Raw genomic sequence first — 23933 nt, 5'->3', positions numbered from 1 at the left:
GCGGGCGTGGGCGCAGGCTACTTGACGGCCGATCCGATCTGAAGGGCACGGAATCGGCCTGCTTCGGTCACGCCGCCCTCACATGTCATTCACCCGGGGGAGGGGCCGGCCGGAGGCGGCGGCGCCCGGGGTGTGCGGTGTCGCGGCAGGTGGGGCGGGGTGGGAGGTGACGGCGGGGCGCGGTGGGAGGTGACGGCCCCCGGCCCGGGCCGGGCGGCCAAGGGGGTGGGCGCCGGGGTGGTCCGGGGGTGGGCGCCGGGGCGGCTCCGGCGATCCTCCAGGGCTGCTCGTCGGCGCGGCGAGCGCCGCCCGAGGGGCGGGGAGGGGCGGACGGCCACCGGAGGTCCCGGTCCGGGTGCCGGAACGCGGGCCGTGCGGCCCCGGGGGCGCGGGCCGAACGGCCCTAGGGGGCGGGGGCGGTGCGTTCGGATCATGGATCGCCAGCCATTCGCACGACGTTCCTAAGGAGTGCGTCCTTGAGCGCCACCCCGGCACAGGGCGACCCCACGCCACCGCCAACCGCCGTACCGAAGCCGTCAGTTCGGCCGAAACGGCCCGGCTCGGCCGTGGTCAGACTGCTGACCACCACCGACCACAAGACGATCGGCTCCATGTACCTGGTGTCGGCGTTCGGGTTCTTCCTGATCGGCGGTGTCCTGGCGCTGGTCATGCGCGCCGAACTCGCCCGGCCCGGAACGCAGATCCTCTCCAACGAGCAGTTCAACCAGGCCTTCACCATGCACGGCTCGGTGATGCTGCTGCTCTTCGCGATGCCGCTGTTCACCGGCTTCGCCAACTGGATCATGCCGTTGCAGATCGGCGCCCCGGACGTCGCCTTCCCGCGCCTGAACATGCTGTCCTACTGGCTGTTCATGTTCGGCTCGCTGATCGCCGCCGCCGGCTTCGCGACCCCGCAGGGCGCCGCCGACTTCGGCTGGTTCCTCTACGCGCCGCTGTCCGACGCCGTCCACTCGCCGGGCGTCGGCGCCGACATGTGGATCATGGGCGTGACGCTCTCCGGCTTCGGCAGCATCCTCGGCGCCGTCAACTTCATCACCACGATCATCTGCATGCGCGCGCCCGGGCTGACCATGTTCCGGATGTCCATCTTCTGCTGGAACGTGCTGCTCACCTCGGTGCTGGTGCTGCTGGTCTTCCCCGTCCTGGCCGCCGCCCTGCTCGCCCTCGAATGCGACCGCAAGTTCGGCTCGCACGTCTTCGACCCGGCCAACGGCGGGGCGATGCTCTGGCAACACCTGTTCTGGTTCTTCGGCCACCCCGAGGTGTACATCCTGGCGCTGCCGTTCTTCGGGATCATCTCCGAGATCATCCCGGTCTTCAGCCGCAAGCCGATGTTCGGCTACGCGGGGCTGATCGCCGCCACCGTCGCCATCGCCGGTCTGTCGGTGACGGTGTGGGCGCACCACATGTACGTCACCGGGCAGGTGCTGCTGCCGTTCTTCTCCTTCATGACCTTCCTCATCGCCGTCCCGACCGGGGTGAAGTTCTTCAACTGGGTCGGCACCATGTGGAAGGGCTCGCTCAGCTTCGAGACACCGATGCTCTGGACGGTCGGCTTCCTGGTCACCTTCCTGTTCGGCGGCCTCACCGGCGTGCTGCTCGCCGCCCCGCCGATCGACTTCCACGTCTCCGACTCGTACTTCGTCGTCGCCCACTTCCACTACACGCTGTTCGGCACCGTGGTCTACGCGATGTTCGCCGGATTCCACTTCTGGTGGCCGAAGATGACCGGCAAGAAGCTCGACGAACGGCTCGGCCGGATCACCTTCTGGACGCTCACCATCGGCTTCCACGGCACCTTCCTGGTCCAGCACTGGCTCGGCGCCGAGGGCATGCCGCGCCGCTACGCCGACTACCTCGCCTCGGACGGCTTCACCACGCTCAACACCCTGTCCACCATCGCCTCCTTCCTGCTCGGGCTGTCGATCCTGCCGTTCCTCTACAACATCTGGAAGACGGCCAAGTACGGCGAGAAGGTCCAGGCCGACGACCCGTGGGGCTACGGCCGCTCGCTGGAGTGGGCCACCTCCTGCCCGCCGCCCCGGCACAACTTCGTCCGGCTGCCGAGGATCCGCTCCGAATCCCCGGCCTTCGACCTGCACCACCCCGACATCGCGGCCCTGGACGTCCTGGAGAACACCGGCGAGCCGGCCACCCACCTGGGCGACGTGACCCCGGCCAAGTACGACCTGCCGCAGACCAGGGCGGAGCGGGCGCGGTCCGCCGTGGACGGCTGACGCGGGGCGCGCCCGACGACTCCCGCCGGGCGCGCGGCGTCCGGGCCCGCCCCGGCCACCCGCCCCGGCCACCCGCTCCGAACACCCGCTCCGAACACCCACCCAGACCGCCGTCCCCGCCTGCGCCCCCGTCACGGGCGGGGACGGCTCCCCCTCGCGACCCGGAAGGCCGGCCCCATGACCCACACCGTCCTCGCCATCGGCACCGCCGCGCTCACCGCGAGCGGCTGCGTCTGGTACCTGCCCGCCATCGCCGAGCTCCAGGCCGGCGCCGACCGGCCCCGCTCCACCCGCACGGCCGCGGCCGCCTGCGTCCTCTGGTGGGCCGCCCTCGCCCTGGCCGGCGGGCTGCTGCTCGCCCTGTCCGACTGGCGGCCCGCCGCGCAGATCGCCCTCGCCGGGCTGGTCGGCGGCGCGGCGCTGCGGGTCCGCGCCCGGTGGGACCGGCGCGGGGAGCAGCGCGACGCCGCCGACCGCTGGGCGGCCCTGGGCGCCCGGCCGGCGCCGCGCTCCGGGCACCCCGCCGCGGTCACCCTCGCGGGGTGGCTGGTCGTCGGCGCCGCCGTCGCCTCGCTGGGGGCGGTGGCGATCCTGCTCTCGGACGAGGGCGCCGTCGGATCCCGGGTGGCGCTCGCGGCCGTCAGCGGGGCGGGGGTGTCGCTGGCCTTCCTGCTGGCGGGCCTCGGCAGCGCGCGGCGGCGCTGAGGTCTCCTCCGACCCGTAGGGCGTGTCCGGTACGGGCGGCGCGGCTCCTCGGGGGCCGCGCCGCCCGTGTGCGGTCCGAATGGGGTCGTTGGGCCCTGGGCCCTGCGGCGGCCGGTGGGTGATGATGCCCTGGGCCCTGCCGGGAGTGCGCGGGGGTGACGAAGGTGGAGCCGCGTGATGGCGACCAAGACGGCGGGCGACGGGGCACCGGTGCCGGTGCGGGTGTTCCTGCTGGACGACCACGAGGTGGTGCGCCGCGGGGTGCACGACCTGCTGGACGGCGAGCCCGATCTGGAGGTGGTCGGCGAGGCCGCCACCGCCGAGCAGGCGCTCGTCCGGGTGCCCGCGCTGCGGCCCGACGTGGCGGTGCTGGACGTCCGGCTGGGCGACGGCGACGGGGTGTCGGTCTGCCGTGAACTCCGCTCCCGGATGCCCGGCCTGGCCTGCCTGATGCTGACCTCCTTCGACGACGAGGAGGCCCTGCTGGACGCCGTGATGGCGGGCGCCGCCGGGTACGTGCTCAAGCAGATCAGCGGCACCGACCTGGTGGCCGCCGTGCGGACCGTCGCCTCCGGCCGCTCGATGCTGGACCCGGGAGCCGCCACCCGGCTGCTGAACCGCCTGCGCAGCGACGCCGAGCCCGCGCAGCCGGTCACCACCGGGCCCGCGCTGACCGTGCGCGAGCAGGAGGTGCTGGCGCTGATCGGGGAGGGCCTGACCAACCGGCAGATCGGCGAACGGCTCTACCTCGCCGAGAAGACGGTGAAGAACCACGTGTCGCGGCTGCTCGCCAAGCTGGGCGTGGAGCGGCGGGTGCAGGCGGCGCTGATCTCCACCGAGCTGCGCCGGGCGGCCGCCGCCGCGCAGCCGTCGCACCTGCGCTCCCTGCGGGGCTGACGGGACGTGCAGGTCTGACGGGACGTCCAGGCCCGGGGCCCACCGGCGGGACCATCGGCCCTCGCGGCGCCGCCCCCGCCGGGGCGAGCATCGAGGGCATGAACGGTGATCGCGACCTGCTCGAACTGGACCGGGAGCGGGCGTTGGAACTACTGGCCCGGGCCGCGGTCGGCCGGGTGGTCTACACCATCCGCGCCCTCCCGGCGGTGCTGCCGGTGTCCTTCCGGCTGGACCTGTCGGACGGCGGCGGCGTACTGCTCTCGGCCCCCGCCGGCTCCGAACTCGCCCGGGCCGTGGACGACGCCGTGATCGCCTTCGAGGCCGACGAGGTGGACGGCGCGGACGGCTCCGGCTGGTACGTCACCGTCCTCGGCCGCGCCCAGGTGGGCCCCGCCGCCGGTCGCGCCCCCGGCGCCGTCCGGATCCGGATCCGCCCGGAACTGGTCGTCGGCCGCCGCCTGCCCCCGCGGACCAGGTAGCGGCGTCAGTGCGGATCGCCCTCGACGCGGCCCGCCAAGGCGCGCACGGTGGGCGGGAGTTGGCGGTGGCGCAGGACGAGGAGCGGGACGGCCAGGGCGAGGTAGACCCAGCTGAGGACGACCCGGGCGGACTCGCCGGGAAGGGCGAACTGGACGGCGAACAGGACGAACAGCAGCCCGGCCTTCCAGGGCAGGAAGCGCAGGTCGAGCAGCAGCACCACGGCCAGGACGGTCTGCGCGGCGGTCAGCAGCACCTCGTCCACCTGGCGTTCGACCAGCGGGAGGGAGGATCCGCCGCCGCCGGCCAGGTAGGCGAGCGGGAGGCAGCCGATCAGCAGGGTCCACTGGTTGACCTTGCTGGAGAGCAGCGCGCCGAGGCCGTCGTCCCCGCGCAGCCGCCAGGCGAAGACGACCGCGACGATCAGCTCGGGCGCCTCGGAGGCGAGCGGGGCCAGCCACTGCACCAGCAGGAAGCGGTCGATGCCGAGCGAGGCGCCGGCGTCGACCAGCGAGGTGGCGAAGGGCTCGGCGCAGGCGAAGATCACCCCGGCCGCGACCGCGAAGACCAGGACGGTGGTCGCCCGGCGGCGCTGCCGCGGGAGGGCGGCCAACCGGGCCGGGACGCCGATGAGTTCCTCCTCGTCGTCCTCGCTGCAACGGCTGATCCGGAAGAGGTAGTAGCCGTACCAGGCGATCAGGACGGCCGCGAGGATCCAGGAGATCCGCCGGGTCAGCGGCATCACGAAGGCCAGCAGGGCGGCGGCGCCGAGGAAGGCGGTGTCGATCCGGCGGTGCTCCCGCAGGGTGATCCCGGGGGCGACGCCGCGGCGCCGGGCGGCGAGGTAGGAGGCGAGGGCGACCAGCGGCCAGCCGACGCCGACCAGCAGCCGGTTGGCGCCGGTCATGTTGGCGGCCGCGTAGGCGGCGTACTCGGGCCGGGTGCCGGCCGCGTACGCGAAGTAGAGGTCGACGGCGTACTCGGGCAGGACGGCGATGAACGCCAGCAGGGCCAGGGCGAGCGGGCCGGAGATGTCGGCCCGGGCGGTCTCCGCGGCCCACATCAGCAGGAGCGCCGCCGCCAGGACGCCGAGGCCGAAGACCACCATGCCCGCCACGGGCGCCAGGTGCACCCCGGCCAGCCGCAGCACCACCGCGGGCAGCGCGCCGGCCACGGCGGCCCCGATCCGCAGGGCCGTCACGGATCCGCTGGGCGGCTGCGCCGACGGGATCTCGGCGGCGCCCGGTGGGGTGGCGGTCGCGGGTGACTTCTGGGCCATCAGCCGTCCTTGCGCTCGGGGAACCTGAGCAGGCTAGGGTCGGCGGGCGGCGGGGCGGGCCGAACGGCGATACGGCGCGGCGGAGTTCCCCCGGACGGCGGCCGGGCGCGATCCCCTACGCTGGCCCCGGACGCTGTCGACGGAGGGACCAGGACGCCATGCTCGACCCCGGGATCGCCGCCCTCTACGCGCGGGACGAGACCTGCCGGATGCTGGACATCGCGCTGGACGAGGTGTCCGCCGGTCGCGCGGTGACGCGGATGACGGTGGCCGCGACGATGGTGAACGGGCACGGGACGGCGCACGGCGGCTTCCTGTTCCTCCTCGCCGACGCCGCGTTCGCGTTCGCCTGCAACAGCCACGGCCCGGTCACCGTCGCGCAGGCGGCGCAGGTCGCCTTCCTGGCCCCGGCGGCGGTCGGGGACGAGCTGGTGGCGGAGGCGGTGGAGCGTTCGCGGGCCGGGCGCAGCGGGATCTACGACGTGACGGTGCGGCGGGCGGACGGGAAGGTCGTCGCCGAGTTCCGCGGGCAGAGCGTGGTGATCGGGGGCCGGCCGCAGGCCGACTGAGCGGCCGGCCCCCGGTCAGGCCGGCGGGCGCTCGTGCAGTACCTGCCGGAGCTTGCCGGTGCGCGGGTGGTGACCGGTTCGGAGCGCGGCGCCGCCCACTCCGCCGAGCGAACGTGGATGCCGCCCGGCACGACCTCGTCGGGGTGGGGCGCAGGTCAACGCATCGGTGACCGAGTGGATATGGCGATGTGGCGATACGTCAGGAACAGAGCGGGGCCTCCCAGGAGACCCGGGTGCCGCCGCCCTCGGCGGGCCCGACCGTGAAGGCGCCGCCCACCCGCTCGGCACGCTCGCCGAGGTTGCGCAGCCCGCTGCGCCGACCGCCTTCGGGCACGCCCACCCCGTCGTCGGCCACCACCAGGGCCACCCGCCCGGCGAGCGCCCGCAGCGTCACCTCCACCCGGCCCGCCCGCGCGTGCCGGGCGGCGTTGCTGAGCGCCTCGCCGAGGACGGCCACCACGTGGTCGGCCAGTTCCTGCGGCACGTCGGTGTCCAGCAGGCCCTCCATGCTCAGCCGGGGCGCGAAGCCGAGCGTCCCCTGGGCCTCGGCGACGGCGCGGGTGACGCGGGCGCGCAGGCCCCGGTCGGGTTCGCTGTGGGCGCGCAGCCCGAAGATCGTCGATCGGATGATCTTGATGGTCTCGTCCAGGTCCGCCACCGCGCGGGCGACCCGGTCGGCGGCGGCCGGGCTGTCGATCAGCCGGCCCGCGCTCTGCAGCGTCATCCCGGTCGCGAACAGCCGCTGGATCGCCAGGTCGTGCAGGTCCCGGGCGATCCGGTCACGGTCCTCCAGCAGGGTCAACTGCTCGGCGTCGCGCCGCCGTTCGGCCAGTTCCAGGGCCAGCGCCGCCTGGTCCGCGAAGCCCAGCAGCGGCCCGGTCTCGTCCGGCCCGAAGGCCGGCTGCCCGGCCGCGCGGGCCAGCAGCAGCACGCCCCGCCCGTACCCCGTCCCCGTTCCCAGCGGCACCGCGACCGCCGGGCCCAGCCCGTCGAAGCGCCCCGCCGGGCCCGCCGGGTAGCGGGCGTCGCAGGCCAGGTCGTCGCTGGTCACCGGTGAACCGGAGGCGTACGCGGCGCCCGACAGCGTGCCGTCCACCGGCACCGTCACCCCCAGCCGCGCGGCGGGCGCCCCGCCCAGCGCGACCTCCACCGTCAGCTCCTCCGCCCGCTCCTGCGGACCGTCCAGCGCCACCGAGACGTCGGCCAGCTCGGCGCCGGCGATCTCCCCGGCCCGGCGGGCGATCAGCTCCACCACCTCCAGCCGGGGCGCGCCCGACAGCAGGCTGCGGCTGATCTCCGCGCTGGCCCGCAGCCAGCGCTGGCGCAGCTGCGCCTCCTCGTACAGCCGGGCGTTGTCGATCGCCACCCCGGCCGCGACCGCCAGGGTGGAGATCACCGCCTCGTCGTCGGTGTCGAAGTCCAGCCCGCCGCGCTTGTCGGTGAGGTACAGGTTCCCGAACACCTCGCCGTGCACCCGCACCGGCACCCCGAGGAAGGTGTGCATCGGCGGATGGTTCGGCGGGAAGCCCGCCGAGGCCGGGTGCTCGGACAGCACCGGGCAGCGCAGCGGCTGCGGGTCGCGGATCAACTCCCCGAGGATGCCCCGGCCGGACGGCGGCGGGCCGATCTCGGCGATCTCCTCCTCGGACAGTCCCACCGTCAGGAACTGCGACAGCGAGTGCCCGTCCGGGCCGATCACCCCGAGCGCGGCGTAGCGGGCGTCCACCAGGTCGGCGGCAGCCTCGACGATCCGGTGCAGCGCCTGGGAGAGGTCCAGCTCCCGGCCGACCGCGAGCACCGCCTCCAGCAGGCTGTGCACCCGGTTCTGGGTGCCGCGCGCCGCGTCGATCCGCCACTGGAGCTCCTCCAGCAGCTCGTCCAGGCGCAGCCGGGGCATCCGCGCGCCGCCACCCGCCGCGCTGCCGTCCGCTCCGCCCACCGCTGTCCTCCTCGTGCTCGTCCCGGCCGGTCCTCCACCCGCCGCCGGAGGGCGTCGGGTGCCGCCCGATCAGGGCGATTGCCGGATTCACGGTAGTGCCCGGGTGTCGGCGCCCCGCACGCCGGGGTGCGCCGTACGCTCCCTCGGGCGGGCCTTTCGTCCCGCCGCCGAGGGGCCTGCGGCCTCTGTCGCGAGGCCCTGGCGGACCGCCAGGGTGGGGGAGGAGCGGACGGGCCGTCAGCACGCACACCGTCCCAGCACCGCCCCGCCAAGCGCCGACACATGGAGGAACCCTCATGACGCCATCCGTCCTGGCCGGGGTCGACGGCTCGCCGGAGAGCACCACCGCCGCCCTCTGGGCCGCCGAGGAGGCGGTGCTCCGGGGCGCCCCGCTGCGCCTGGTGCACGCCTGGCCGTGGCTGACCGACGGCGTGGCCGCCTTCGCCGAGCCCGACGACCTGCCGGCCGCCGCGCAGCGGGTCCTGGCCTCGGCCGCCGACGGGATCCGCGAGCGCCACCCCGGCCTGGTGGTGCACACCGACGCCGTCCTGGACGCGCCGGTGGACGGCCTGGTCGCCGCCGCCGCGGACGCCGCCCTGCTGGTGCTCGGCTCGCGCGGCCTCGGCGGCTTCACCGGGCTGCTGCTCGGCTCGGTCGGCATGGCCGCGGCCGCCCGCAGCACGGTGCCGGTGGTCGTGGTGCGCGAGCCGGGCGCGCCCGACGGGGCCGGTGACGGCGTGCCCGAGGTGCTGGTCGGTGTCGACGCGCACGCCCCGGAGGAGGAGGTGCTCGCCTTCGCCTTCCAGGAGGCCGCCCTGCGCGGCGCCCGGGTGCGGGCCGTGCACGGCTGGGACCTCCCGCCGGTGTTCGGCTACGCCGGCGGGGCCGTGCCGCCCACCGAGATCGCCCAACTGGAGGCGCTGGAGGCCAAGCTGCTCACCCTCGCCCTGGCCGAGCAGCGCGAGCGGCACCCGGACACCGCGGTGGTCGAGGACGTCCGGCTCGGCGCCGCCCGCGGCCTGGTCGAAGCCTCCGCCGGGGCCGCCCTGGTGGTCGTCGGCCGCCGCCACCGCTCCCTCGACTTCGGCCCCCGCCTCGGCCGCGTCGCCCACGCCGTCCTGCACCACGCCCAAGCCCCGGTCGCGGTCATCCCCCACCCCTGACCGACACCCCGGCGGCGCACGCTCGGAAAGCGGGCCAAGGCAACCCCTCACGAGTTCGAATCTCACCTCCTCGGTCGGCCGATGGCCCGGACCGCACAGCGGTCCGGGCCATCGGCGTATCCCGTCCGAGGAACCCAGGGGGGCGCCAACGTGTGCGGCGTCGCAGGCGTTCCGGCAGTGCTGGGCATCGCCGTCCACGCATCCCTTCCGCCTGGAGCATGTCGAGATATACTTCAGATGCGAGTTGATATCAGGAGGTGCATCACATGAGCCGGACCGTGATCGACCTGGACGACGAGCTGCTCGCCGACGTGGCTCAGGCTCTCGGCACCAGCACCAAGAGGGAGACGGTCAACACCGCTCTGCGTGAGGTGCTGGAGAACAGACGGCGAGCGCTCGCCCTCACACGGCTGCGTGCCGCGGCGGATGCGGGGGCCTTCGACCTGGAGATCTTCGAGGACAAGAGGAACTACCGTCGGTGAACGCGGCGCAATTCCTGATCGACACCAGCGCGCTCGTGCGCTTCATGCGCGGCGACGCCGAGCAGTACGGCTGGGACCAAGCCGCAGCGGCGGGCTTGGTCGCAACCTGTCCCATCACCGAACTTGAGTTCTTCTACAGCGCGCGGACAGCGGCCGACCGCGCTCAGGGGATCGAGGACATGCGGCTGCTGTTCGGCTGGGTGCCGGTCGATGACCGCGCCTACGACCGCGCCTGGTACGTCCAGGGCATGCTGACCAAACGAGGTCAGCACCGCAGCGCCGGAGCCGTGGACCTGGTCGTCGCGGCCACAGCGGAACTGCAAGGCCTGACCCTTCTGCACCGGGACCGCGACTTCGAGTGCATCGCGAGCGTCACCGGACAGGCCCTCCAGTGGTACGGGCCGGAGGCCGGCAAATGAATCCGTTCCGTTCCGGTCCGTTCCGTTCCGGTCCGTTCCGGTCCGGTCCAGGACCGGGAGCCGGGAAAGGGGCCTGATCCTGTTCGAACCGCAATCTCGTGTTCTCTGCCTCCGCCCGACAGGCCATCGGCCGGGCCGGATCACGCCTCGACGGGGGGCGGGGCGTGATCCGGCAGGGGAGTGTCAGTTCGCCGGGGGTTCGGTCGGGCGGGGGCGGGGGCGGGTGCCCGGGGCCAGGACTTGGGCCTTGAGGTGGAGGTCCGGGCTGTGGCGGAAGCCGAGGGTGAAGTCCACCCACTGGCCGACCCGCAGCGGTGGCGGGTCGGCGATCATCAGGTCGGAGTCCTCCGGGGCCATCGCCAGCTCGCCGCGGCCCGGCACGGGGAGGGCGGACACCGGCTCCCAGCGGCCGGCGGCGCCCTGGTGCAGGTGCCGCTTGATCGTGATCCGGCCGCCGAACTCCCAGCTGGCGGAGGTCAGTTCGTCCGGTACGTCGCCCGGGTTGCGGATCGTGAAGAACGCCGCCGTGGCCGGGGCCGCGCCCGCCGTCGGCAGGAGCAGCCAGCCCGGGCCGGCCTCCACCGGGCGGGGCCGGCCGGCGCCGCCGACCGCCGTCCAGCCGGTCAGCAGGACCAGCGTCAGCGCCGCCGCGCCGACCGGCGGGCCGACCACCCGCAGCCGTCCGATCGCGCTCATCGCCGCGCCCCCTTCCGGGCCGCCGAGGCGCCGCGCCCCGGCTGCCAGGTGCGCAGCCGCAGGCTGTTTCCGACCACCAGCAGCGAGCTGAGCGACATCGCCACCGCCGCCAGCATCGGGTTGAGCAGGCCGACGGCCGCCAGCGGGATCAGCACCACGTTGTAGCCGAAGGCCCACAGCAGGTTGGCCCGGATCGTGCCGAGGGTCCGTCGGGCCAGCCGGACGGCGTCCACCACCGCCTCGATGTCGCCGCGCACCAGGGTCAGTCCGGCCGCGCCGATCGCGGCGTCGCTGCCCGAGGCCAGCGCCACCCCGAGGTCCGCCGAGGCCAGTGCCACCGCGTCGTTGACGCCGTCGCCGACCACCGCGACCGTCCGCCCGGCGCCGCGCAACTCGGCCACCACCGCGGCCTTGCCTTCCGGCGAGGCCGCGGCGTGCACCCGTTCGATGCCCAGCTCGCGCGCCACCGCCCGGGCCGCGCCGGGGCCGTCGCCGGTCAGCAGTACGGTCTCCAGGCCCATCCCGCGCAGCCGGTGGAGCGCCCGCCAACTGCCCGAGCGCAGCGTGTCGCCGACCGCGAGCACGGCCGCGGCCCGCCCGTCCAGCTCGACCACCACGGCCGTGCGGCCGGTGTCCGAGGCGGCGGTGACCGCGTCCGCGAGGCCGATGGGCAGCGGCCGGGCCGTGCCGTCCGGTCGGACCACCCGCACGCTCCGGCCCTCGACCGCCCCGGACACCCCGACCCCGGTGGTGGCCGCGAAGCCGTCCACCGCGGGCAGCGGACCGCAGCGCTCCCGCGCGGCCGCCGCCACGGCCCGCCCGATCGGGTGCTCGGAGCGGTGCTCCACCGCGCCAGCCAGCCGCAGCACCGCGCCCTCGTCGAGAACCTTGTCGGGACCCTCGTCGAGACCCCGGTCGAGATCGTCGTCGAAGCCCTGGGCGACCGTCACCGTCGCCAGCGCCATCCGTCCGGTGGTCAGCGTCCCGGTCTTGTCCAGTACCACGGTGTCGACCCGGCGCAGGCTCTCCAGCACCTCCGGGCCGCGCACCAGTACGCCCAGCTCGGCGCCCCGCCCGGTCGCCGCCAGCAGCGCCGTCGGGGTGGCCAGGCCCAGGGCGCACGGGCAGGCGACCACCAGCACCGCGACCGCCGCCGTCACCGCCGCCTGCGGGGCCGCGCCCGCGCCGAGCCAGAAGCCCAGCACGCACACCGCGCCCGCCAGGACGCACGGCACGAACACCCCGGCCACCGCGTCGGCGAGGCGCTGCGCCCGGGCCTTGCCGGCCTGGGCGTCCGCCACCAGCGCGGTGATCCGGGCGAGTTGGGTGTCGGCGCCGACGGCCGTCGCCCGCACCACGAGCGCGCCGCCGACGTTGACGGTCGCGCCGGCCACCGCGTCCCCGGGGCCGACCTCCACGGGCACGCTCTCCCCGGTCAGCAGGCTCAGGTCGAGCGCCGAACCGCCTTCGACCACCACCCCGTCGGTGGCCACCCGTTCACCCGGCCGCACCACGAACTCCTGCCCGGGCAGCAGCAGTTCGATCGGCACCAGGCGCTCCTCGCCAGTCCCGCCGTCCCGGACGCACACCTGCTTCGCGCCCAGTTCGGCCAGCGCCCGCAGCGCGGAACCGCTGCGCCGCCGCACCCGGCCCTCCAGCAGCCGCCCGGCCAGCACGAACAGCGGCACCCCGACCGCCGCCTCCAGGTAGACGTGGGCCGCGCCGCCGCCGTCCGCGGTCAGCGAGAACGGCATCCGCATGCCGACCTCCCCGGCGCCGCCGAACACCAGCGCGTACGCGGACCAGCCGAAGGACGCCACCACCCCCAGGCCGACCAGGGTGTCCATGGTGGCCGCCGCGTGCCGCAGCCCCTGCCAGGCCCGGCGGTGGAACCCGGCCGACCCCCAGGTCACCACCGGGACGGCCAGCGCGAAGCAGACCCACTGCCAGGCGGGGAACTGGAGCGCCGGCACCATCGACAGCACCACCACCGGGACGGCCAGCAGCGCCGTCACCAGCAGCCGTCGGCGCTCGGCCGGCTCCTCGTCCGGCAGCCCGATGCCCGCTCCCTCGGGAGCCAACTCGGCGGTGTAGCCGGCCCGTTCGACGGCCGCCACCAGCTCCGCCACCGGCACCCCGGCCGGGTGCAGCACCCGGGCCCGACCGGTCGCCAGGTTCACCCCGGCCGTCACCCCGTCGATCCGGGCCAGCCGCTTCTCCACCCGGCCCACGCAGGCCGCGCAGGTCATCCCGCCGACCGTCAGATCGGTGCTCACCAGGGCCTCGGCGTCGGCCCCCGCGACCGGGCTCACCGCATCCCGCCCATGTCGTGCCCGCCCATCCCGGGCGCCCCGGGCGACGCACCGCCGCCGGGCGTCAGCCCCGGGGACACCGGCCCCGCCTGCCGTCCCACCGCATACGCCACCACGAACACCACCACCAGCAGCAGGGCGAACCCCGCCAGCACACTCAAGGGCCGGACACCCGGCGACTTCGTACTCACCCCCCAGCAGTCGGACGGCGGACGCGGTTGGTTCCCGTACGGTCCGAACCGGTGGGGCGCGCCCTGGCACCGTGGCCCCGGCGAGATCCACCCGGCACGCCCCGGGCCCGGATTTATTCGGATGACGCACCCGAACGGACCAGGTAGCGTCCGGGACGGCGCCTCCCGATGCGCTGGGCCCCGGCTACCACCCGTCAACTAGGTGCCGGTGTCCGTGGTCGGTTCCGGGAGGCGCCCATGGGCGTCCGGCCCCGGGGGCCGTTCCCGGGCCGTTCCCGGGGTCGTGGCCCGGGTGCGGGCGAATCAGCCCTCTGTCGAATCTGATCGTCATAAGATCCTTTCGTGTGCCGACGACCGGCACGCCGACCGGCCGCGCGACCTCGTGCGGCCGGACGGATGGTCAACGCAGCGGGGAGTAGCGATGACACGCACGGGGAAGCGGATGCTGGCCGGAACCGCGGCCGCGCTGGGGGCGGTACTGGCGGTCGCCGGGACGGCCTCGGCGCAGCCGGGCACGGCGGCGGTCCGGAGCGGTCCGGGGACGGGGGAGATCCTGCCGCACCCGGGGGAGACGGGCCTGATCTGGATCCCGGACTGGATCGGCGACGGCGGTGCGGTGACGGCCTCCGTCAACCCGTCGCAGCCCTTCACCGTGACGATCGGCTGCCAGGGCGGCGGCTCGGTCCAGGTCCACGTCGCCGGCCAGGCGCCGGCCGACTTCACGGTCCAGTGCCCGGTCGACGGCACCGGCATCGGCTCGGTGGAGATTCCCGCCCGGCCGGGCCGGGACCTCCTGTTCACCGTGACCGCCTCCGACCAGGCGATCCACTGGGGCATGTACGCCACCCAGGCGGACTGACCCCGCCCGGGCCGCGCCCGAGGGCGTGTCTCGTCAGTCCCGCCGGGCGCGCGGGGCGAAGGTACGGGACACGCCCGCACGCCGCACGCTGCGCGGCCCGGTGACCGCCGCGCCCAGCGCGCCGACCCGGGCGCGCAGTTCGCGGTCGGCGGTGACGACCAGGCAGTCCCGGTCCGGCTGTTCGGCCCTGGCCGCCCGGACCAGCTCGACGATCCGGTCGTCACCGCTGCCGGCCGCCGCGACCACCCGCACCTCGGGCAGCCCGCCCACACCCCGGGCCGCGCCCTCCACGACCAGCACCACCTCCAGCGGCCCGGGCCGCTCCGGCAGGCCCTGCCCGGCGACGGCGACCAGGGCGTCCCGCAGCCGCTCGGCGGCGCCCCGCCGATCCCGCCACCACCCGTCGGGCACCGACCCGACCACGTTGGCACCGTCCACCACCAGCAGCGGCAGCCCGCGCCGGGGCCCGTCCGCGTCCTTGTCTCCCATGGCGTCTCCCATGGCCGTCAAGCCTGCCACGCCCCGGCCGTCGCCCTGCCGCGGCGCCGGCCCGCTCGGCCTGATGCACCGGCAGTACCGGACCCGCTTCGCGGAACGGGAGCGCCAGGGCCGCCTCCCGGGCCGCCCGGGGCGAGTGACCGGGCCGCCGCGGCCGCCGGGCGAATCCACCGGGGCCCCGTCCGCCGGGCGGCGCGTCAGGTGAGTGTGATCCGGATGCCGACGGTGCCGCGCTCGCCGCGGCGCAGGCGGCTGCCGAGCAGGGTGAGCACGCCGAGCAGGCCGTACTTCTGGCGCAGCAGGGTGCGGTAGGCGGCGGTGCGTTCGGGGCCGAGGATCTCGGCGGTGGCGGGGTACTGCTCGCCGGTCGGCCGGCCCTTGACGTCGCAGGGGCCCACCAGGACGTCCGCGCGGTTGCGGATCCGCTTGACCTTCCAGGAGTTCGCGACGGTCCAGACGCCGAGCGCCTCGCCGTCGCGGACCACCCACACCGGGGTCGGCACGGTGCTGCCGTCCTTCTTGTAGGTGGTGACGAGCAGGTAGCTCCCGGCGGAGAGGCTGACGATCCGGGCGAGCCGGTCCGGGGCGGAGGGGTCGGGCGTGGTCATGGCCGGAAGTCTAGGGCGTCCCTGACCAGGGCCCGGGCCCGGCGGGCCAGTCCGCGGCGGCCGCGCCCGCCGACGGCGGTGGCGCCCGGATGGGGGAGTGCGGCCGGGGCGGCGGCGGCGCGTGCGGTGCGGCGGCGGACGGCGGTGCGCCCGGCGGCCCACAGGGCGAGTGCGGCGCCGAGCGCGATGGCCGTCCAGGCGGCCGGGGCGAGGCCGGGGTCGCGGCCGTGGACGGCCTGCGGGTGTGCCTGGGCGGCGGGGGCGACGGGGGCGGTGCCGCCTCCGCCGGTGGTGGTGGCCGGGCGGGCGGCGGAGGTGTCCTCCACCAGCTGCCCGACGGGCTGGACCTTGCCGGCCGCCGCGAACCCCCAGTCGAGCAGGCCGGCCGCCTCGTCGTAGACCCGTGCCTGTGCGTCGGGGTGCATCACCGTCACCAGCAGGGTGCGGCCGCCGCGCTGGGCGGCGCCGGTGAAGGTGGCGCCCGCGTTGGTGGTGTAGCCGTTCTTGACGCCGATCAGGCCCGGGTACTTGCCGAGCAGCCGGTCGGTGTTGGCGATGTCGAAGCTGGTGCGTTGCCCGGTGAGCTTGTCCAGCCCGCCGGGGAAGTGCGCGGTGCGGGTGGAGCAGTAGGAGCGGAAGTCGGCGTTGCGCAGCCCGGCGCGGGCGAACAGGGTGAGGTCGTAGGCGGAGGAGACCTGGCCGTCCATGTCGTAGCCGTCGGGGGAGATCACCTTGGTGTCGCGGGCTTGCAGGGTCTGGGCGCGGTCCTGCATCTCGGCGACGGTCTGCTGGAGGCCGCCGTTCATGTTCGCGAGGACGTGGACGGCGTCGTTGCCGGAGCTGAGGAAGACGCCCCGCCAGAGGTCTTCGACGCGGTACGGCAGGTTCTCCTTGACGCCGACGAGGCTGCTGCCGGCACCGACGTTGGCCAGTTCGGCCGTGGTCACCTTGTGTTCGGCCGCGCGGTCGAACTTGGGCAGCACGGTGTCCGCGAAGAGCATCTTCAGGGTGCTGGCCGGGGGGAGCTGGAGGTGGGCGTTGCGGGCCGCGAGGACTTCGCCGGTGTCGGCGTCGGCGACCAGCCAGGACCGCCCGGTCAACTCGGGCGGCAGCGCGGGCGCGCCGGCCTGCGGTGCGACCTGGACGGCGGATCGGCCGAGCCGTTCGCCGCCGATCGCACTGGCGGCGTCCTGCCCGGAGGCGGTCAGGGCGCCGGCGGCGAGCACCAGGGTGGACGCCGCTGCGGCCGCCGCCACCCTGCTGACAATCTGTGGCATCTGCTGCACACGGCGAACGTACCCGGGGCGCCGCCGGGCCGCCGCGCCTGCTGCTCCGTCCGGATCCCGGGTGGTACGGCGTTGGGACGGCGGGCGGAGGCTGCGGGCGGCCGGGGGAGGCGCCGGGACGACTTTGGTCATCCGCGGTCGCGCCGAAAGTCGGATTCCCGGGTGCCGGGCGCTGCCTAGGCTCGGGGTATGAAGACGCTCCTCGGCTATCTCGGTTTCGTGCTGATCCTCGGAGGCGGGTCCGGCCTGGTGGCGGACCGGCTGGGGGGCTTCCGGCTGTTCGGCTTCGTCCGTTTCCTGGTCCCGGACGGCCATGAGACCGCCGGGTACGCCACCCTGCTGGTGCTCGGCATCCTGTTGGCGATCCCGGCGGCCCGCCGGGGCTGATCAGCGGCTCAGCCCGTGGCCTGATCGGCGGCTCGGTCCGCGGCCCGATCGGCGGCTTGGTCGGCGGCCGACCCCGCTCCCGGCCCCGGCCCTGCTCCCGACCCCGACCCTGACCCCGAGGCCGGCCCTGACCCCGAGGCCGCGACGCCGTCGAGCAGGACGGCGAGCCCGGTGCGGAAGGCCGCCCGGTCGCGTTCCTGCGGGGTGCCGTCGGCGGCGCCCTGGAGGGCGGTCAGCAGGGGGAAGCGTTCGGGGAAGTCCGGTGCCAGTTCGGCGAGTCGGGCGGATCGGGTGGTCCACCAGTCCTCGTCGGCGATGCCGGTCGCGGCGGCGGCGCCGCGCGATTCGGCGGCCACGGCGGCCGTGCCGCGGACGAACTGCCAGAGCGCCGCGACGACGCCGTGCAGCCGAGCGGGTGCGAGGGCGGCCGGCTGCAGGGCGCGCAACAGGGCTTCCATGGCGGCGAGTTCGGCCGGGCCGAGCACCGGGCGGGCCTGGGAGACCTGGAGCATCCAGGGGTGGCGCAGGTAGCAGGCGTACAGCTCTTCGGCCCAGGCGGTGACGGCGGCGCGCCAGCCGTCCGAGTCCACGACGCCCAGGCGCAGTTCGGCGAGCGCCCGGTCGTGCATCAGGTCGAGGAGTTCGGCCTTTCCCGGGACGTAGGTGTAGAGGGCCATCGCGGTGCGGCCGAGCCGTTCACCGACGGCGCGCATCGAGAGTGCGGCCATGCCGTCCGCGTCGGCGACCGCGATTCCGGCTGACACGATCGCGTCGACGCTCAGGCCCGGTTTGGGGCCGCTGCGCCCGGTGCGCGGTTCCGGCGTTGTGCCCCAGAGCAGGGACAGGGACCGGTGGGCGTCGCCCTGTCCGGCGTAGACGACCATGCGGCAACTCCTTATGGCGTAAAGTATCTTCGACCACGGCAACTCTTTATGTCGTAAGGTTATCAATCGAAGGGGTTTCGCGATGACACTGCCCGTCACCTTCGTCGAGGTCGTCGAGGTCCGCCGGATCACGCCGCGCACCGCCCGGGTCACCTTCGAGGCCGAGGCCCTGGCGGACTCCGTGGGCACGGCGCCCGACCAGCAGGTGAAGCTGTGCTTCCCCCGCCCCGGGCAGGCGGTGCCCGAACTGCCCGCGCAGAGCGACGATCCGATGAGCTGGTACCAGGCCTACCTGGCGATCCCCGAGGCCGGGCGCCCGCTGCTGCGCAGCTTCACCCTCCGCCGCCGCCGGCCCGGCACCCGCCTGGTCGAGATCGACTTCGTGCTGCACGGCGACGCCGGCCCGGCCGCCGCCTGGGCGGAGCGCGCCGAGCCCGGGCAGCGGCTCGGCCTGGTCGGCCCCTCGGCGCTGTACGCCCCGCCGGTCCCGCTCGCCGAGGCCGCCGCCGCTGCCGACTGGGTGCTGCTGACCGGGGACGAGACGGCGCTGCCGGCGATCGCGACGCTGGTCGAGGCGCTGCCCGCCGGGGTGCGGGCGGTCGCGTTCGTCGAGGTCGCGGACGCGGCCGAGCGGCAACCGCTGGAGAGCCGCGCCGAGTTGGCCGTGCACTGGCTGGTCCGGGGCGGGGCGACCCCCGGGGTCGTGCTGGCCGGGGCCGTGCGCGCCGCCGCGCTGCCGCCCGGCACGCCGTTCGCCTGGCTCGCGGGGGAAGCGGGCGCGGTGCGGGCGCTGCGCCGCCACCTGGTGGAGGAGCGCGGGGTGCCGAAGGCGTCGATCGACTTCACCGGGTACTGGCGCCACCGGCTGACCCAGGACGACGCGCCCACCGCCGAGGACCTGGCGGACGCCCGGGAGCGGTTGGCCGTCGGCTGATCGGGTGCCGATCGTGCGGTGGCCGGGGTTTCCGGCCACCGCGCACCTGCCGGCGCCCGTTCTGTCATGTCCGGTTTCAGGGTGGGCGCGGTGGGAAGGGTGTGTGGCGGTGTTGACGGTGTGTCCCAGGTGGCGGTGGTCCGCCACTGTCCAGAGTTCGCCACCGACTTTTTTCGAACGGGATCGCACACTTCCGACCGGGTCTGGTCAGCGAAAAGGGGCGGACATGGCCCGATTTCTGCCGTGAATTTTACTTTCTGATGGTCTTTTTTACTTTCTAATGGGGATTTCCCCCCTTGTCGTGGTCGTGTCGGATGCGCTGGAATGCGACCGCTGTCGGGACGCGCGGTCCGGAGCAACCACGCGTCCGACCCGGATCCGCGTACGCTGGGCCGTGCAACCTGACGTCTCATCAGACGAAAGGATGTCCATTGATCGGCTGGCGGAAATCGCAGCTAGCAGCTGCCGTCACGGTCACCGCCGCGTCCATGGTCCTGACCTTCGGGTCCAGCGCCAACGCAGCTCCGCTCCCGGACCCGCAGAACGCCCCCGTGGCGTCCGCGGACGGGACCCCGGTGCCGGTGATCGTGATTCTCAAGGACCAGATAGCGGACGCCCCGGCCGACAACGGCCACCTCGGCGCCCGCAAGCAGAAGGCCGCGAACGCCCAGGCGCCGCTGCTGGACAGGGTCAAGGCCAACGGCGGCACCAACATCAAGAGCTTCGTGGTCGGGAACGCGTTCTCGGCCACGGTGAGCCCCGCGCTGCGTGCCGCGCTGCTGGCCGACCCGGCCGTCGCCTCGGTCGTCGCGGACGAGCAGGTCACCGTCGCGCCGCCGGCCGCCGGCAAGGCCGCGGCCGCGAAGGACGCCGCGGACACCAAGGCCGGCGCCAAGTCGGCCAAGGCCGCCGCCCCGCAGGCCGTTTCGGGCAGCAACGGCAACCAGGGCGCCGAGCAGAACGCGACCAACACGATCTGCCCGTCCGACCCGTCCCAGCCGCTGCTGGAGCCGGAGGGCCTCTACTCGACGCACGCCGTCGGTGCCGACGGCAAGCCCGGCGCGGCCGACCTGGCCACCGGCAAGGGCGTCAAGGTCGCTTACATCGCGGACGGTCTGGACCCGAACAACCCGGACTTCATCCGGGCCGACGGCTCGCACGCGGTCGTCGACTACCAGGACTTCGCGGGCGACGGCGTGAACGCGCCGACCGGTGGCGCGGAGGCCTTCGGCGACGCCTCGGCGGTGATCGCCCAGGGCCGCCAGGTCTACGACGTCGCGAAGTTCGTCAACGCCTCGCGCGGCCTGCCGGCCGGCTGCAACATCCGCATCCGCGGCCTCGCCCCGGACGCCTCGCTGGTCGCCCTGCGGGCCGGCGGCGAGATCATGTCGAACTCGTCGATCCTGCAGTCCATCGACTACGCGGTCTCGGTCGCCAAGGTCGACGTGCTGAACGAGTCCTTCGGCGGTAACGTCACCCCGGACAGCGGCGCGCACGACACCATCTCGCTGTTCAACGACCAGGCCGTCAAGGCCGGTGTCACCGTCTCCGTCTCCACCGGCGACGCGGGCATCAGCGGCACCATCGGCACCCCGGCCACCGACCCGAACGTGATCGCGGTCGGCGCCTCCACGGACAACCAGAACTACCAGCAGACCGGCTACGCGGCCGCCCAGTTCTCCAACAAGACCTGGAGCAACAACCGCATCTCCGCGCTCTCCTCGGGCGGCTTCACCCAGGCCGGCCGCACGGTCGACCTGGTCGCGCCGGGTGAGTCGGACTGGGCGCTCTGCTCGCCCGACACCAGCAAGTACACCGACTGCACCGGCTTCAGCGGCCAGGGTTCGCCGATCCAGTCGTTCGGCGGCACCAGCCAGGCCGCGCCGTTCGTCACCGGTGCCGCGGCCCTGGTCATCCAGGCCTACCGCGACACCCACAACGGCGAGTCGCCCGCCCCGGCGCTGGTGAAGAAGTTCATCACCGGCACCGCCCAGGACCTCGGCGTCCCGGCCGAGGAGCAGGGCGCCGGCCTGCTGAACGTCCGCGCCGCCGTCGAGGCCGCCCGCGGCTACCACGCCGGTTCGGGCGCGTCGGACAGCAAGACCGTCGTCGTCACCACCGGTCAGGTCGACATCGCCGGCAACCCCGGCTCGACCCACACCGCCGACGTGACCGTCACCAACACCAGCTCCGCCCCCCAGACGGTCAGCGGCGCGACCCGCACCTTCGTGCCGCAGTCGAGCAACCAGCAGACCGTCCAGCTGGACACGGCCTCCACCGACACCTTCAAGTACGCCACCAACGGCGCCACCTGGGTGCAGAAGCAGGTCAAGTTCACCGTCCCGGCCGGCGCCGACCGCCTCGCGGCGTCGATCGCCTGGCAGGGTGCGGCCAGCCCGGTCACCAACGGCTCCGTGGTCCGCATGACGCTGCTCGACCCGTCGGGCCGCTTCGAGACCAACACCCGTCCGCAGGGCGGCGCCACCCCGGCCGACTTCGGCCTGGTGGACGTCCCGCACCCGGTGGCCGGCGAGTGGACCGCCGTCCTGTACACCCCGGCGGGCGCGGCCGGCTACAACGGCCCGGTCCAGCTGGGCACCGCCACCCAGCGGGCGGTGCCGGCCGGCGCCGTCGGCCCGAGCGTCGCGGACCTGAAGCCCGGTGAGACCAAGACCCTGAAGGTCCAGCTCACCACCCCGGGCACCAGCGGTGACTCCAGCGAGTCGATCACCGTCTCCGGCTCCAACGGCACCACCACCAGCGTCCCGGTCGTGCTGCGCAGCCTCGTCCCGGTCGACCAGGGCAAGGGCACCTTCACCGGCACCATCACCGGTGGCAACGGCCGCAACGCCTCGCCGACGCAGAGCTTCGCGTACGGCTTCGACGTCCCGAAGGGCCAGAAGGACCTGCGGGTCGGCGTCACCGTCGCCAAGGACCCGAAGCTGCTCATGCAGGGCGCGCTGATCAGCCCGAACGGCACCCCGATCGACATCGAGGGCAACGGCCTGCTCGACGCGCAGGGCAACCTGACCGGCACCACCGCCGGCGTCTCGGCCACCACCGTCAACCCGGCCGCCGGCCGCTGGCGGTTCGTCCTGAACGTGCTCGGCCCGGTCAGCGGCCAGGAGCTCGCCCAGGACTTCACCGGCACCGTCGCGTTCAACCAGAACCGCGCCACCGCCGCCGGCCTGCCGACCGACCCGCACGCCAAGCTGGCGGCCGGCAAGCCGGTCACCGTCCAGGTGAACTACACCAACAACACCGTCGCCACCCAGAAGATCTCGGCCGACGGCCGCCTGGACCGCCGCGCCGACCTCCCGCTGGTGCCGCAGGGCGCCTCCGCGACGGTCACCCTGCCGCTGAGCCTCACCTCCGCGGTGCCGTCCTTCCTCGTCCCGCCGGGCACCGACCAGCTGAAGGCGGTGGCGGCCTCCTCGACGCCGGCCCACCTGGAGCTGTCCGGCACCACCGGCTCGCCGGACCTCTTCGGCGACCTGAAGAAGGCCCAGGACGGTTCGACCATCTCGGTCGTGACCGACAACGGCAGCGCGGCGCAGCCGGTCCTCCCCGGCGTGTGGGGCACCTTCCTGCAGCAGGTCGGACCGTTCGGCACCGCCGGCGCCCCGGCCGGCACCGCCACCATCACCGCGACCGCGCACACCCAGGCGTTCGACCCGGCGCTGGCCTCCAGCACCGGTGACCCGTACGCCCGGGCGGTCGACGCCTCGGCCCCGGCCGCCAACCCGGTGACCGTCCAGCCGGGCGCCAGCGGTTCGCTGCAGGTGACCGTCACCCCGACCGGTCCGAAGGGCAGCACCGTCCACGGCGTGCTGTACCTGGTGTCCGCCCCCAGCTCGGTTGCGACCGCCAACAACACCCTGGGCACCACCGGTTCGGTGCTCGCGGCGATCCCGTACAGCTACACGGTGAACTGACCCGTCCTCACCACGCCGAGGCCGTCCCGGACTTCCGGGGCGGCCTCGGCCGTTTCCCCGGGGCCGGCGGGAATGCCCCGCGCCCCGGCGGTGTTGCGCAGGGCAGGGCCGGAGCGAAACGGATGCGCCGGCCCTTCCACCGAACCGGGGAGCGGGAGTTGACTGACGCGATCAAGCACAGCCACGTCGAGGTGAACGGCGTACGTCTGCACGTCGCGGAACAGGGCGAGGGTCCGTTGGTCCTGCTGCTGCACGGCTTCCCGGAGAGCTGGTACTCCTGGCGGCACCAGTTCGCCCCGCTCGCCGCCGCCGGCTACCGGGTCGTCGCCCCCGACCAGCGCGGCTACGCCCGCAGCGAGCAGCCCGAGCGGGTGGACGCGTACTCCCTGCTGCACCTGGTCGGCGACGTGACCGCGCTGATCCGCGCGCTCGGCGAGGAGCGGGCCGTCGTGGTCGGGCACGACTGGGGCGCGCCGGTCGCCTGGGCCACCGCCGCGCTGCGGCCGGACCTGGTCCGCGGTGTCGCCGGGCTGAGCGTGCCGCCGCTGCCCAGCGGGCCGCGGCCGCTGCGGGAGTCCCGGGCGAACTTCGGCGAGGGCTTCTACCAGAACTACTTCCAGGAGCCGGGCCGCGCCGACGCCGAACTGGCGGCCGACGTGAAGTCCAGCTTCCGCCGCATCCTGGGCGGCGGCCTCCGCCCCGACGGGGAGCTGCGGGCGTGGGTCGTGCCCGAGGGCAAGGCCCTGCTGGACAGCATCCCGGAGCCGGCGCAGCTGCCGGCCTGGCTCACCGAGGCGGACGTCGACTCCTTCGCGGCCGACTACGCCCTGCACGGCGAGCACGCCTTCACCGGCGGGCTCAACTGGTACCGCAACATCGACCGCAACGCCGAACTGATGGCCGCCTTCGACGGCCTGACGATCGACGTGCCGGCGCTGTACGTGGCCGGCGAACAGGACATGGTGAACGCGCTGGTCCCGCCGGAGGTGCTGGCCCACCTGCTGAGCCGGGTGCCCCGGCTGCACCGCCACGTCCGGCTGCCGGACACGGGGCACTGGACGCAGCAGGAGCGCCCGGCCGAGGTCAACGAGGCGCTGCTCGACTTCCTCAAGCACCTGGACGCCTGACGCCCGCCCGGCTCCGGCCCGGGCGACC

Annotated in this window: 22 protein-coding genes; 13 read left to right on the top strand and 9 right to left on the bottom strand. The window is 74.6% G+C overall.

Annotation, left to right across the window (positions count from 1 at the left end):
• Positions 1–611 precede the first annotated feature (611 nt).
• From ctaD to ACIPLC_RS23755, 4 genes are all read left to right on the top strand, one after another.
• Positions 612–2258: a cytochrome c oxidase subunit I gene (gene ctaD / locus ACIPLC_RS23770; protein ID WP_400475042.1), complete on the top strand. Its 1647-nt coding sequence runs from the start codon at positions 612–614 to the stop codon at positions 2256–2258.
• Between the two features lie 177 nt (positions 2259–2435).
• On the top strand, positions 2436–2963 hold the full coding sequence (locus ACIPLC_RS23765; protein ID WP_400475007.1) for a hypothetical protein: 528 nt from the start codon (positions 2436–2438) through the stop codon (positions 2961–2963).
• A gap of 177 nt (positions 2964–3140) precedes the next feature.
• A complete protein-coding gene (locus tag ACIPLC_RS23760) occupies positions 3141–3860 on the top strand; it encodes a response regulator (protein ID WP_400475006.1) in 720 nt (239 codons plus the stop codon).
• A 98-nt stretch (positions 3861–3958) separates the two neighbouring features.
• Positions 3959–4339, top strand: a complete 381-nt coding sequence (locus ACIPLC_RS23755) for a pyridoxamine 5'-phosphate oxidase family protein (RefSeq protein ID WP_400475005.1) — start codon at positions 3959–3961, stop codon at positions 4337–4339.
• A gap of 5 nt (positions 4340–4344) precedes the next feature.
• Here ACIPLC_RS23755 and ACIPLC_RS23750 read toward each other — a convergent pair whose 3' ends face one another.
• Positions 4345–5616 carry a hypothetical protein gene (locus ACIPLC_RS23750; protein WP_400475004.1) on the bottom strand — a complete coding sequence of 424 codons (1272 nt, stop codon included), beginning with the start codon at positions 5614–5616 and terminating at the stop codon, positions 4345–4347.
• A 158-nt stretch (positions 5617–5774) separates the two neighbouring features.
• On the opposite strand from ACIPLC_RS23750, the gene paaI reads away from it, so the two are divergent.
• On the top strand, positions 5775–6185 hold the full coding sequence (gene paaI, locus ACIPLC_RS23745) for a hydroxyphenylacetyl-CoA thioesterase PaaI (RefSeq protein WP_400475003.1): 411 nt from the start codon (positions 5775–5777) through the stop codon (positions 6183–6185).
• A gap of 199 nt (positions 6186–6384) precedes the next feature.
• Here paaI and ACIPLC_RS23740 read toward each other — a convergent pair whose 3' ends face one another.
• The gene (locus tag ACIPLC_RS23740; protein ID WP_400475041.1) at positions 6385–8082 is read right to left on the bottom strand and encodes a GAF domain-containing protein; all 1698 of its coding nucleotides are present in this window, start codon (positions 8080–8082) and stop codon (positions 6385–6387) included.
• A gap of 338 nt (positions 8083–8420) precedes the next feature.
• Here ACIPLC_RS23740 and ACIPLC_RS23735 point away from each other — a divergent pair, with 338 nt between their 5' ends.
• The 3 genes from ACIPLC_RS23735 to ACIPLC_RS23725 all read left to right on the top strand — a co-directional run bounded on the left by ACIPLC_RS23735 (position 8421) and on the right by ACIPLC_RS23725 (position 10188).
• The gene (locus ACIPLC_RS23735) at positions 8421–9287 is read left to right on the top strand and encodes a universal stress protein (protein ID WP_400475002.1); all 867 of its coding nucleotides are present in this window, start codon (positions 8421–8423) and stop codon (positions 9285–9287) included.
• Positions 9288–9553: 266 nt separating this feature from the next.
• Complete coding sequence (locus ACIPLC_RS23730; protein WP_363584741.1) at positions 9554–9769, top strand: type II toxin-antitoxin system VapB family antitoxin; 216 nt, start codon at positions 9554–9556, stop codon at positions 9767–9769.
• On the top strand, positions 9766–10188 hold the full coding sequence (locus ACIPLC_RS23725; RefSeq protein WP_400475001.1) for a PIN domain nuclease: 423 nt from the start codon (positions 9766–9768) through the stop codon (positions 10186–10188). The genes ACIPLC_RS23730 and ACIPLC_RS23725 overlap by 4 nt, the downstream gene beginning before the upstream one ends.
• Before the next feature lie 183 nt (positions 10189–10371).
• Here the strand turns inward: ACIPLC_RS23725 and ACIPLC_RS23720 are convergent, their stop codons facing one another.
• Genes ACIPLC_RS23720 through ACIPLC_RS23710 form a run of 3 tightly spaced genes read right to left on the bottom strand, consistent with a single transcriptional unit; the run spans position 10372 to position 13357 of the window.
• The gene (locus ACIPLC_RS23720) at positions 10372–10884 is read right to left on the bottom strand and encodes a copper chaperone PCu(A)C (RefSeq protein WP_400475000.1); all 513 of its coding nucleotides are present in this window, start codon (positions 10882–10884) and stop codon (positions 10372–10374) included.
• On the bottom strand, positions 10881–13196 hold the full coding sequence (locus tag ACIPLC_RS23715; RefSeq protein ID WP_400474999.1) for a heavy metal translocating P-type ATPase: 2316 nt from the start codon (positions 13194–13196) through the stop codon (positions 10881–10883). Before ACIPLC_RS23715 ends, ACIPLC_RS23720 begins: the two co-directional genes overlap by 4 nt.
• Positions 13193–13357, bottom strand: a complete 165-nt coding sequence (locus tag ACIPLC_RS23710; RefSeq protein WP_350879799.1) for a hypothetical protein — start codon at positions 13355–13357, stop codon at positions 13193–13195. Before ACIPLC_RS23710 ends, ACIPLC_RS23715 begins: the two co-directional genes overlap by 4 nt.
• Before the next feature lie 451 nt (positions 13358–13808).
• Here ACIPLC_RS23710 and ACIPLC_RS23705 point away from each other — a divergent pair, with 451 nt between their 5' ends.
• Positions 13809–14246: a hypothetical protein gene (locus ACIPLC_RS23705; protein WP_400474998.1), complete on the top strand. Its 438-nt coding sequence runs from the start codon at positions 13809–13811 to the stop codon at positions 14244–14246.
• A 33-nt stretch (positions 14247–14279) separates the two neighbouring features.
• Here ACIPLC_RS23705 and ACIPLC_RS23700 read toward each other — a convergent pair whose 3' ends face one another.
• The 3 genes from ACIPLC_RS23700 to ACIPLC_RS23690 all read right to left on the bottom strand — a co-directional run bounded on the left by ACIPLC_RS23700 (position 14280) and on the right by ACIPLC_RS23690 (position 16629).
• Entirely contained in the window at positions 14280–14735 is a 456-nt protein-coding gene (locus tag ACIPLC_RS23700; protein WP_400474997.1) for an NTP pyrophosphohydrolase, read from the bottom strand.
• 206 nt (positions 14736–14941) lie between these two features.
• Positions 14942–15352: a PPOX class F420-dependent oxidoreductase gene (locus tag ACIPLC_RS23695; RefSeq protein ID WP_400474996.1), complete on the bottom strand. Its 411-nt coding sequence runs from the start codon at positions 15350–15352 to the stop codon at positions 14942–14944.
• Complete coding sequence (locus ACIPLC_RS23690) at positions 15349–16629, bottom strand: D-alanyl-D-alanine carboxypeptidase family protein (RefSeq protein WP_400475040.1); 1281 nt, start codon at positions 16627–16629, stop codon at positions 15349–15351. The genes ACIPLC_RS23695 and ACIPLC_RS23690 overlap by 4 nt, the downstream gene beginning before the upstream one ends.
• Positions 16630–16827: 198 nt before the next feature.
• On the opposite strand from ACIPLC_RS23690, the gene ACIPLC_RS23685 reads away from it, so the two are divergent.
• Entirely contained in the window at positions 16828–17025 is a 198-nt protein-coding gene (locus tag ACIPLC_RS23685) for a hypothetical protein (protein WP_400474995.1), read from the top strand.
• Between the two features lie 8 nt (positions 17026–17033).
• Here ACIPLC_RS23685 and ACIPLC_RS23680 read toward each other — a convergent pair whose 3' ends face one another.
• Positions 17034–17909: a TetR/AcrR family transcriptional regulator gene (locus ACIPLC_RS23680; RefSeq protein ID WP_400474994.1), complete on the bottom strand. Its 876-nt coding sequence runs from the start codon at positions 17907–17909 to the stop codon at positions 17034–17036.
• An 82-nt stretch (positions 17910–17991) separates the two neighbouring features.
• Between ACIPLC_RS23680 and ACIPLC_RS23675 the strand changes: the two genes are divergently transcribed.
• From ACIPLC_RS23675 to ACIPLC_RS23665, 3 genes are all read left to right on the top strand, one after another.
• Positions 17992–18843, top strand: coding sequence for a siderophore-interacting protein (locus ACIPLC_RS23675; RefSeq protein WP_400474993.1), 852 nt, complete (start codon positions 17992–17994; stop codon positions 18841–18843).
• A gap of 581 nt (positions 18844–19424) precedes the next feature.
• Positions 19425–22778 (top strand): S8 family serine peptidase, encoded by a 3354-nt coding sequence (locus ACIPLC_RS23670; RefSeq protein WP_400474992.1) that lies wholly within the window; start codon positions 19425–19427, stop codon positions 22776–22778.
• Between the two features lie 158 nt (positions 22779–22936).
• Positions 22937–23905, top strand: coding sequence for an alpha/beta fold hydrolase (locus ACIPLC_RS23665; RefSeq protein ID WP_400474991.1), 969 nt, complete (start codon positions 22937–22939; stop codon positions 23903–23905).
• Positions 23906–23933 lie beyond the last annotated feature (28 nt).

Source organism: Kitasatospora sp. NPDC086801 (genome assembly GCF_044745805.1).
In the GTDB taxonomy this organism is placed as follows: domain Bacteria; phylum Actinomycetota; class Actinomycetes; order Streptomycetales; family Streptomycetaceae; genus Kitasatospora.
The sequence above is the reverse complement of the archived record's forward strand: the minus strand, read 5'-3'. Positions and strand labels throughout refer to the sequence as shown.

Excerpts from the sequence above, each read along its gene's own strand:
- ACIPLC_RS23720 (WP_400475000.1), bottom strand. The coding sequence starts at position 10,884 with ATGAGCGCGATCGGACGGCTGCGGGTGGTCGGCCCGCCGGTCGGCGCG.
- ACIPLC_RS23680 (WP_400474994.1), bottom strand. The coding sequence starts at position 17,909 with ATGGTCGTCTACGCCGGACAGGGCGACGCCCACCGGTCCCTGTCCCTG.
- ACIPLC_RS23740 (WP_400475041.1), bottom strand. The coding sequence starts at position 8,082 with ATGCCCCGGCTGCGCCTGGACGAGCTGCTGGAGGAGCTCCAGTGGCGG.
- ACIPLC_RS23750 (WP_400475004.1), bottom strand. The coding sequence starts at position 5,616 with ATGGCCCAGAAGTCACCCGCGACCGCCACCCCACCGGGCGCCGCCGAG.
- ACIPLC_RS23730 (WP_363584741.1), top strand. The coding sequence starts at position 9,554 with ATGAGCCGGACCGTGATCGACCTGGACGACGAGCTGCTCGCCGACGTG.
- ACIPLC_RS23755 (WP_400475005.1), top strand. The coding sequence starts at position 3,959 with ATGAACGGTGATCGCGACCTGCTCGAACTGGACCGGGAGCGGGCGTTG.
- ctaD (WP_400475042.1), top strand. The coding sequence starts at position 612 with ATGTACCTGGTGTCGGCGTTCGGGTTCTTCCTGATCGGCGGTGTCCTG.
- ACIPLC_RS23760 (WP_400475006.1), top strand. The coding sequence starts at position 3,141 with ATGGCGACCAAGACGGCGGGCGACGGGGCACCGGTGCCGGTGCGGGTG.
- paaI (WP_400475003.1), top strand. The coding sequence starts at position 5,775 with ATGCTCGACCCCGGGATCGCCGCCCTCTACGCGCGGGACGAGACCTGC.
- ACIPLC_RS23685 (WP_400474995.1), top strand. The coding sequence starts at position 16,828 with ATGAAGACGCTCCTCGGCTATCTCGGTTTCGTGCTGATCCTCGGAGGC.
- ACIPLC_RS23735 (WP_400475002.1), top strand. The coding sequence starts at position 8,421 with ATGACGCCATCCGTCCTGGCCGGGGTCGACGGCTCGCCGGAGAGCACC.
- ACIPLC_RS23700 (WP_400474997.1), bottom strand. The coding sequence starts at position 14,735 with ATGGGAGACAAGGACGCGGACGGGCCCCGGCGCGGGCTGCCGCTGCTG.
- ACIPLC_RS23675 (WP_400474993.1), top strand. The coding sequence starts at position 17,992 with ATGACACTGCCCGTCACCTTCGTCGAGGTCGTCGAGGTCCGCCGGATC.
- ACIPLC_RS23765 (WP_400475007.1), top strand. The coding sequence starts at position 2,436 with ATGACCCACACCGTCCTCGCCATCGGCACCGCCGCGCTCACCGCGAGC.
- ACIPLC_RS23690 (WP_400475040.1), bottom strand. The coding sequence starts at position 16,629 with ATGCCACAGATTGTCAGCAGGGTGGCGGCGGCCGCAGCGGCGTCCACC.
- ACIPLC_RS23695 (WP_400474996.1), bottom strand. The coding sequence starts at position 15,352 with ATGACCACGCCCGACCCCTCCGCCCCGGACCGGCTCGCCCGGATCGTC.
- ACIPLC_RS23705 (WP_400474998.1), top strand. The coding sequence starts at position 13,809 with ATGACACGCACGGGGAAGCGGATGCTGGCCGGAACCGCGGCCGCGCTG.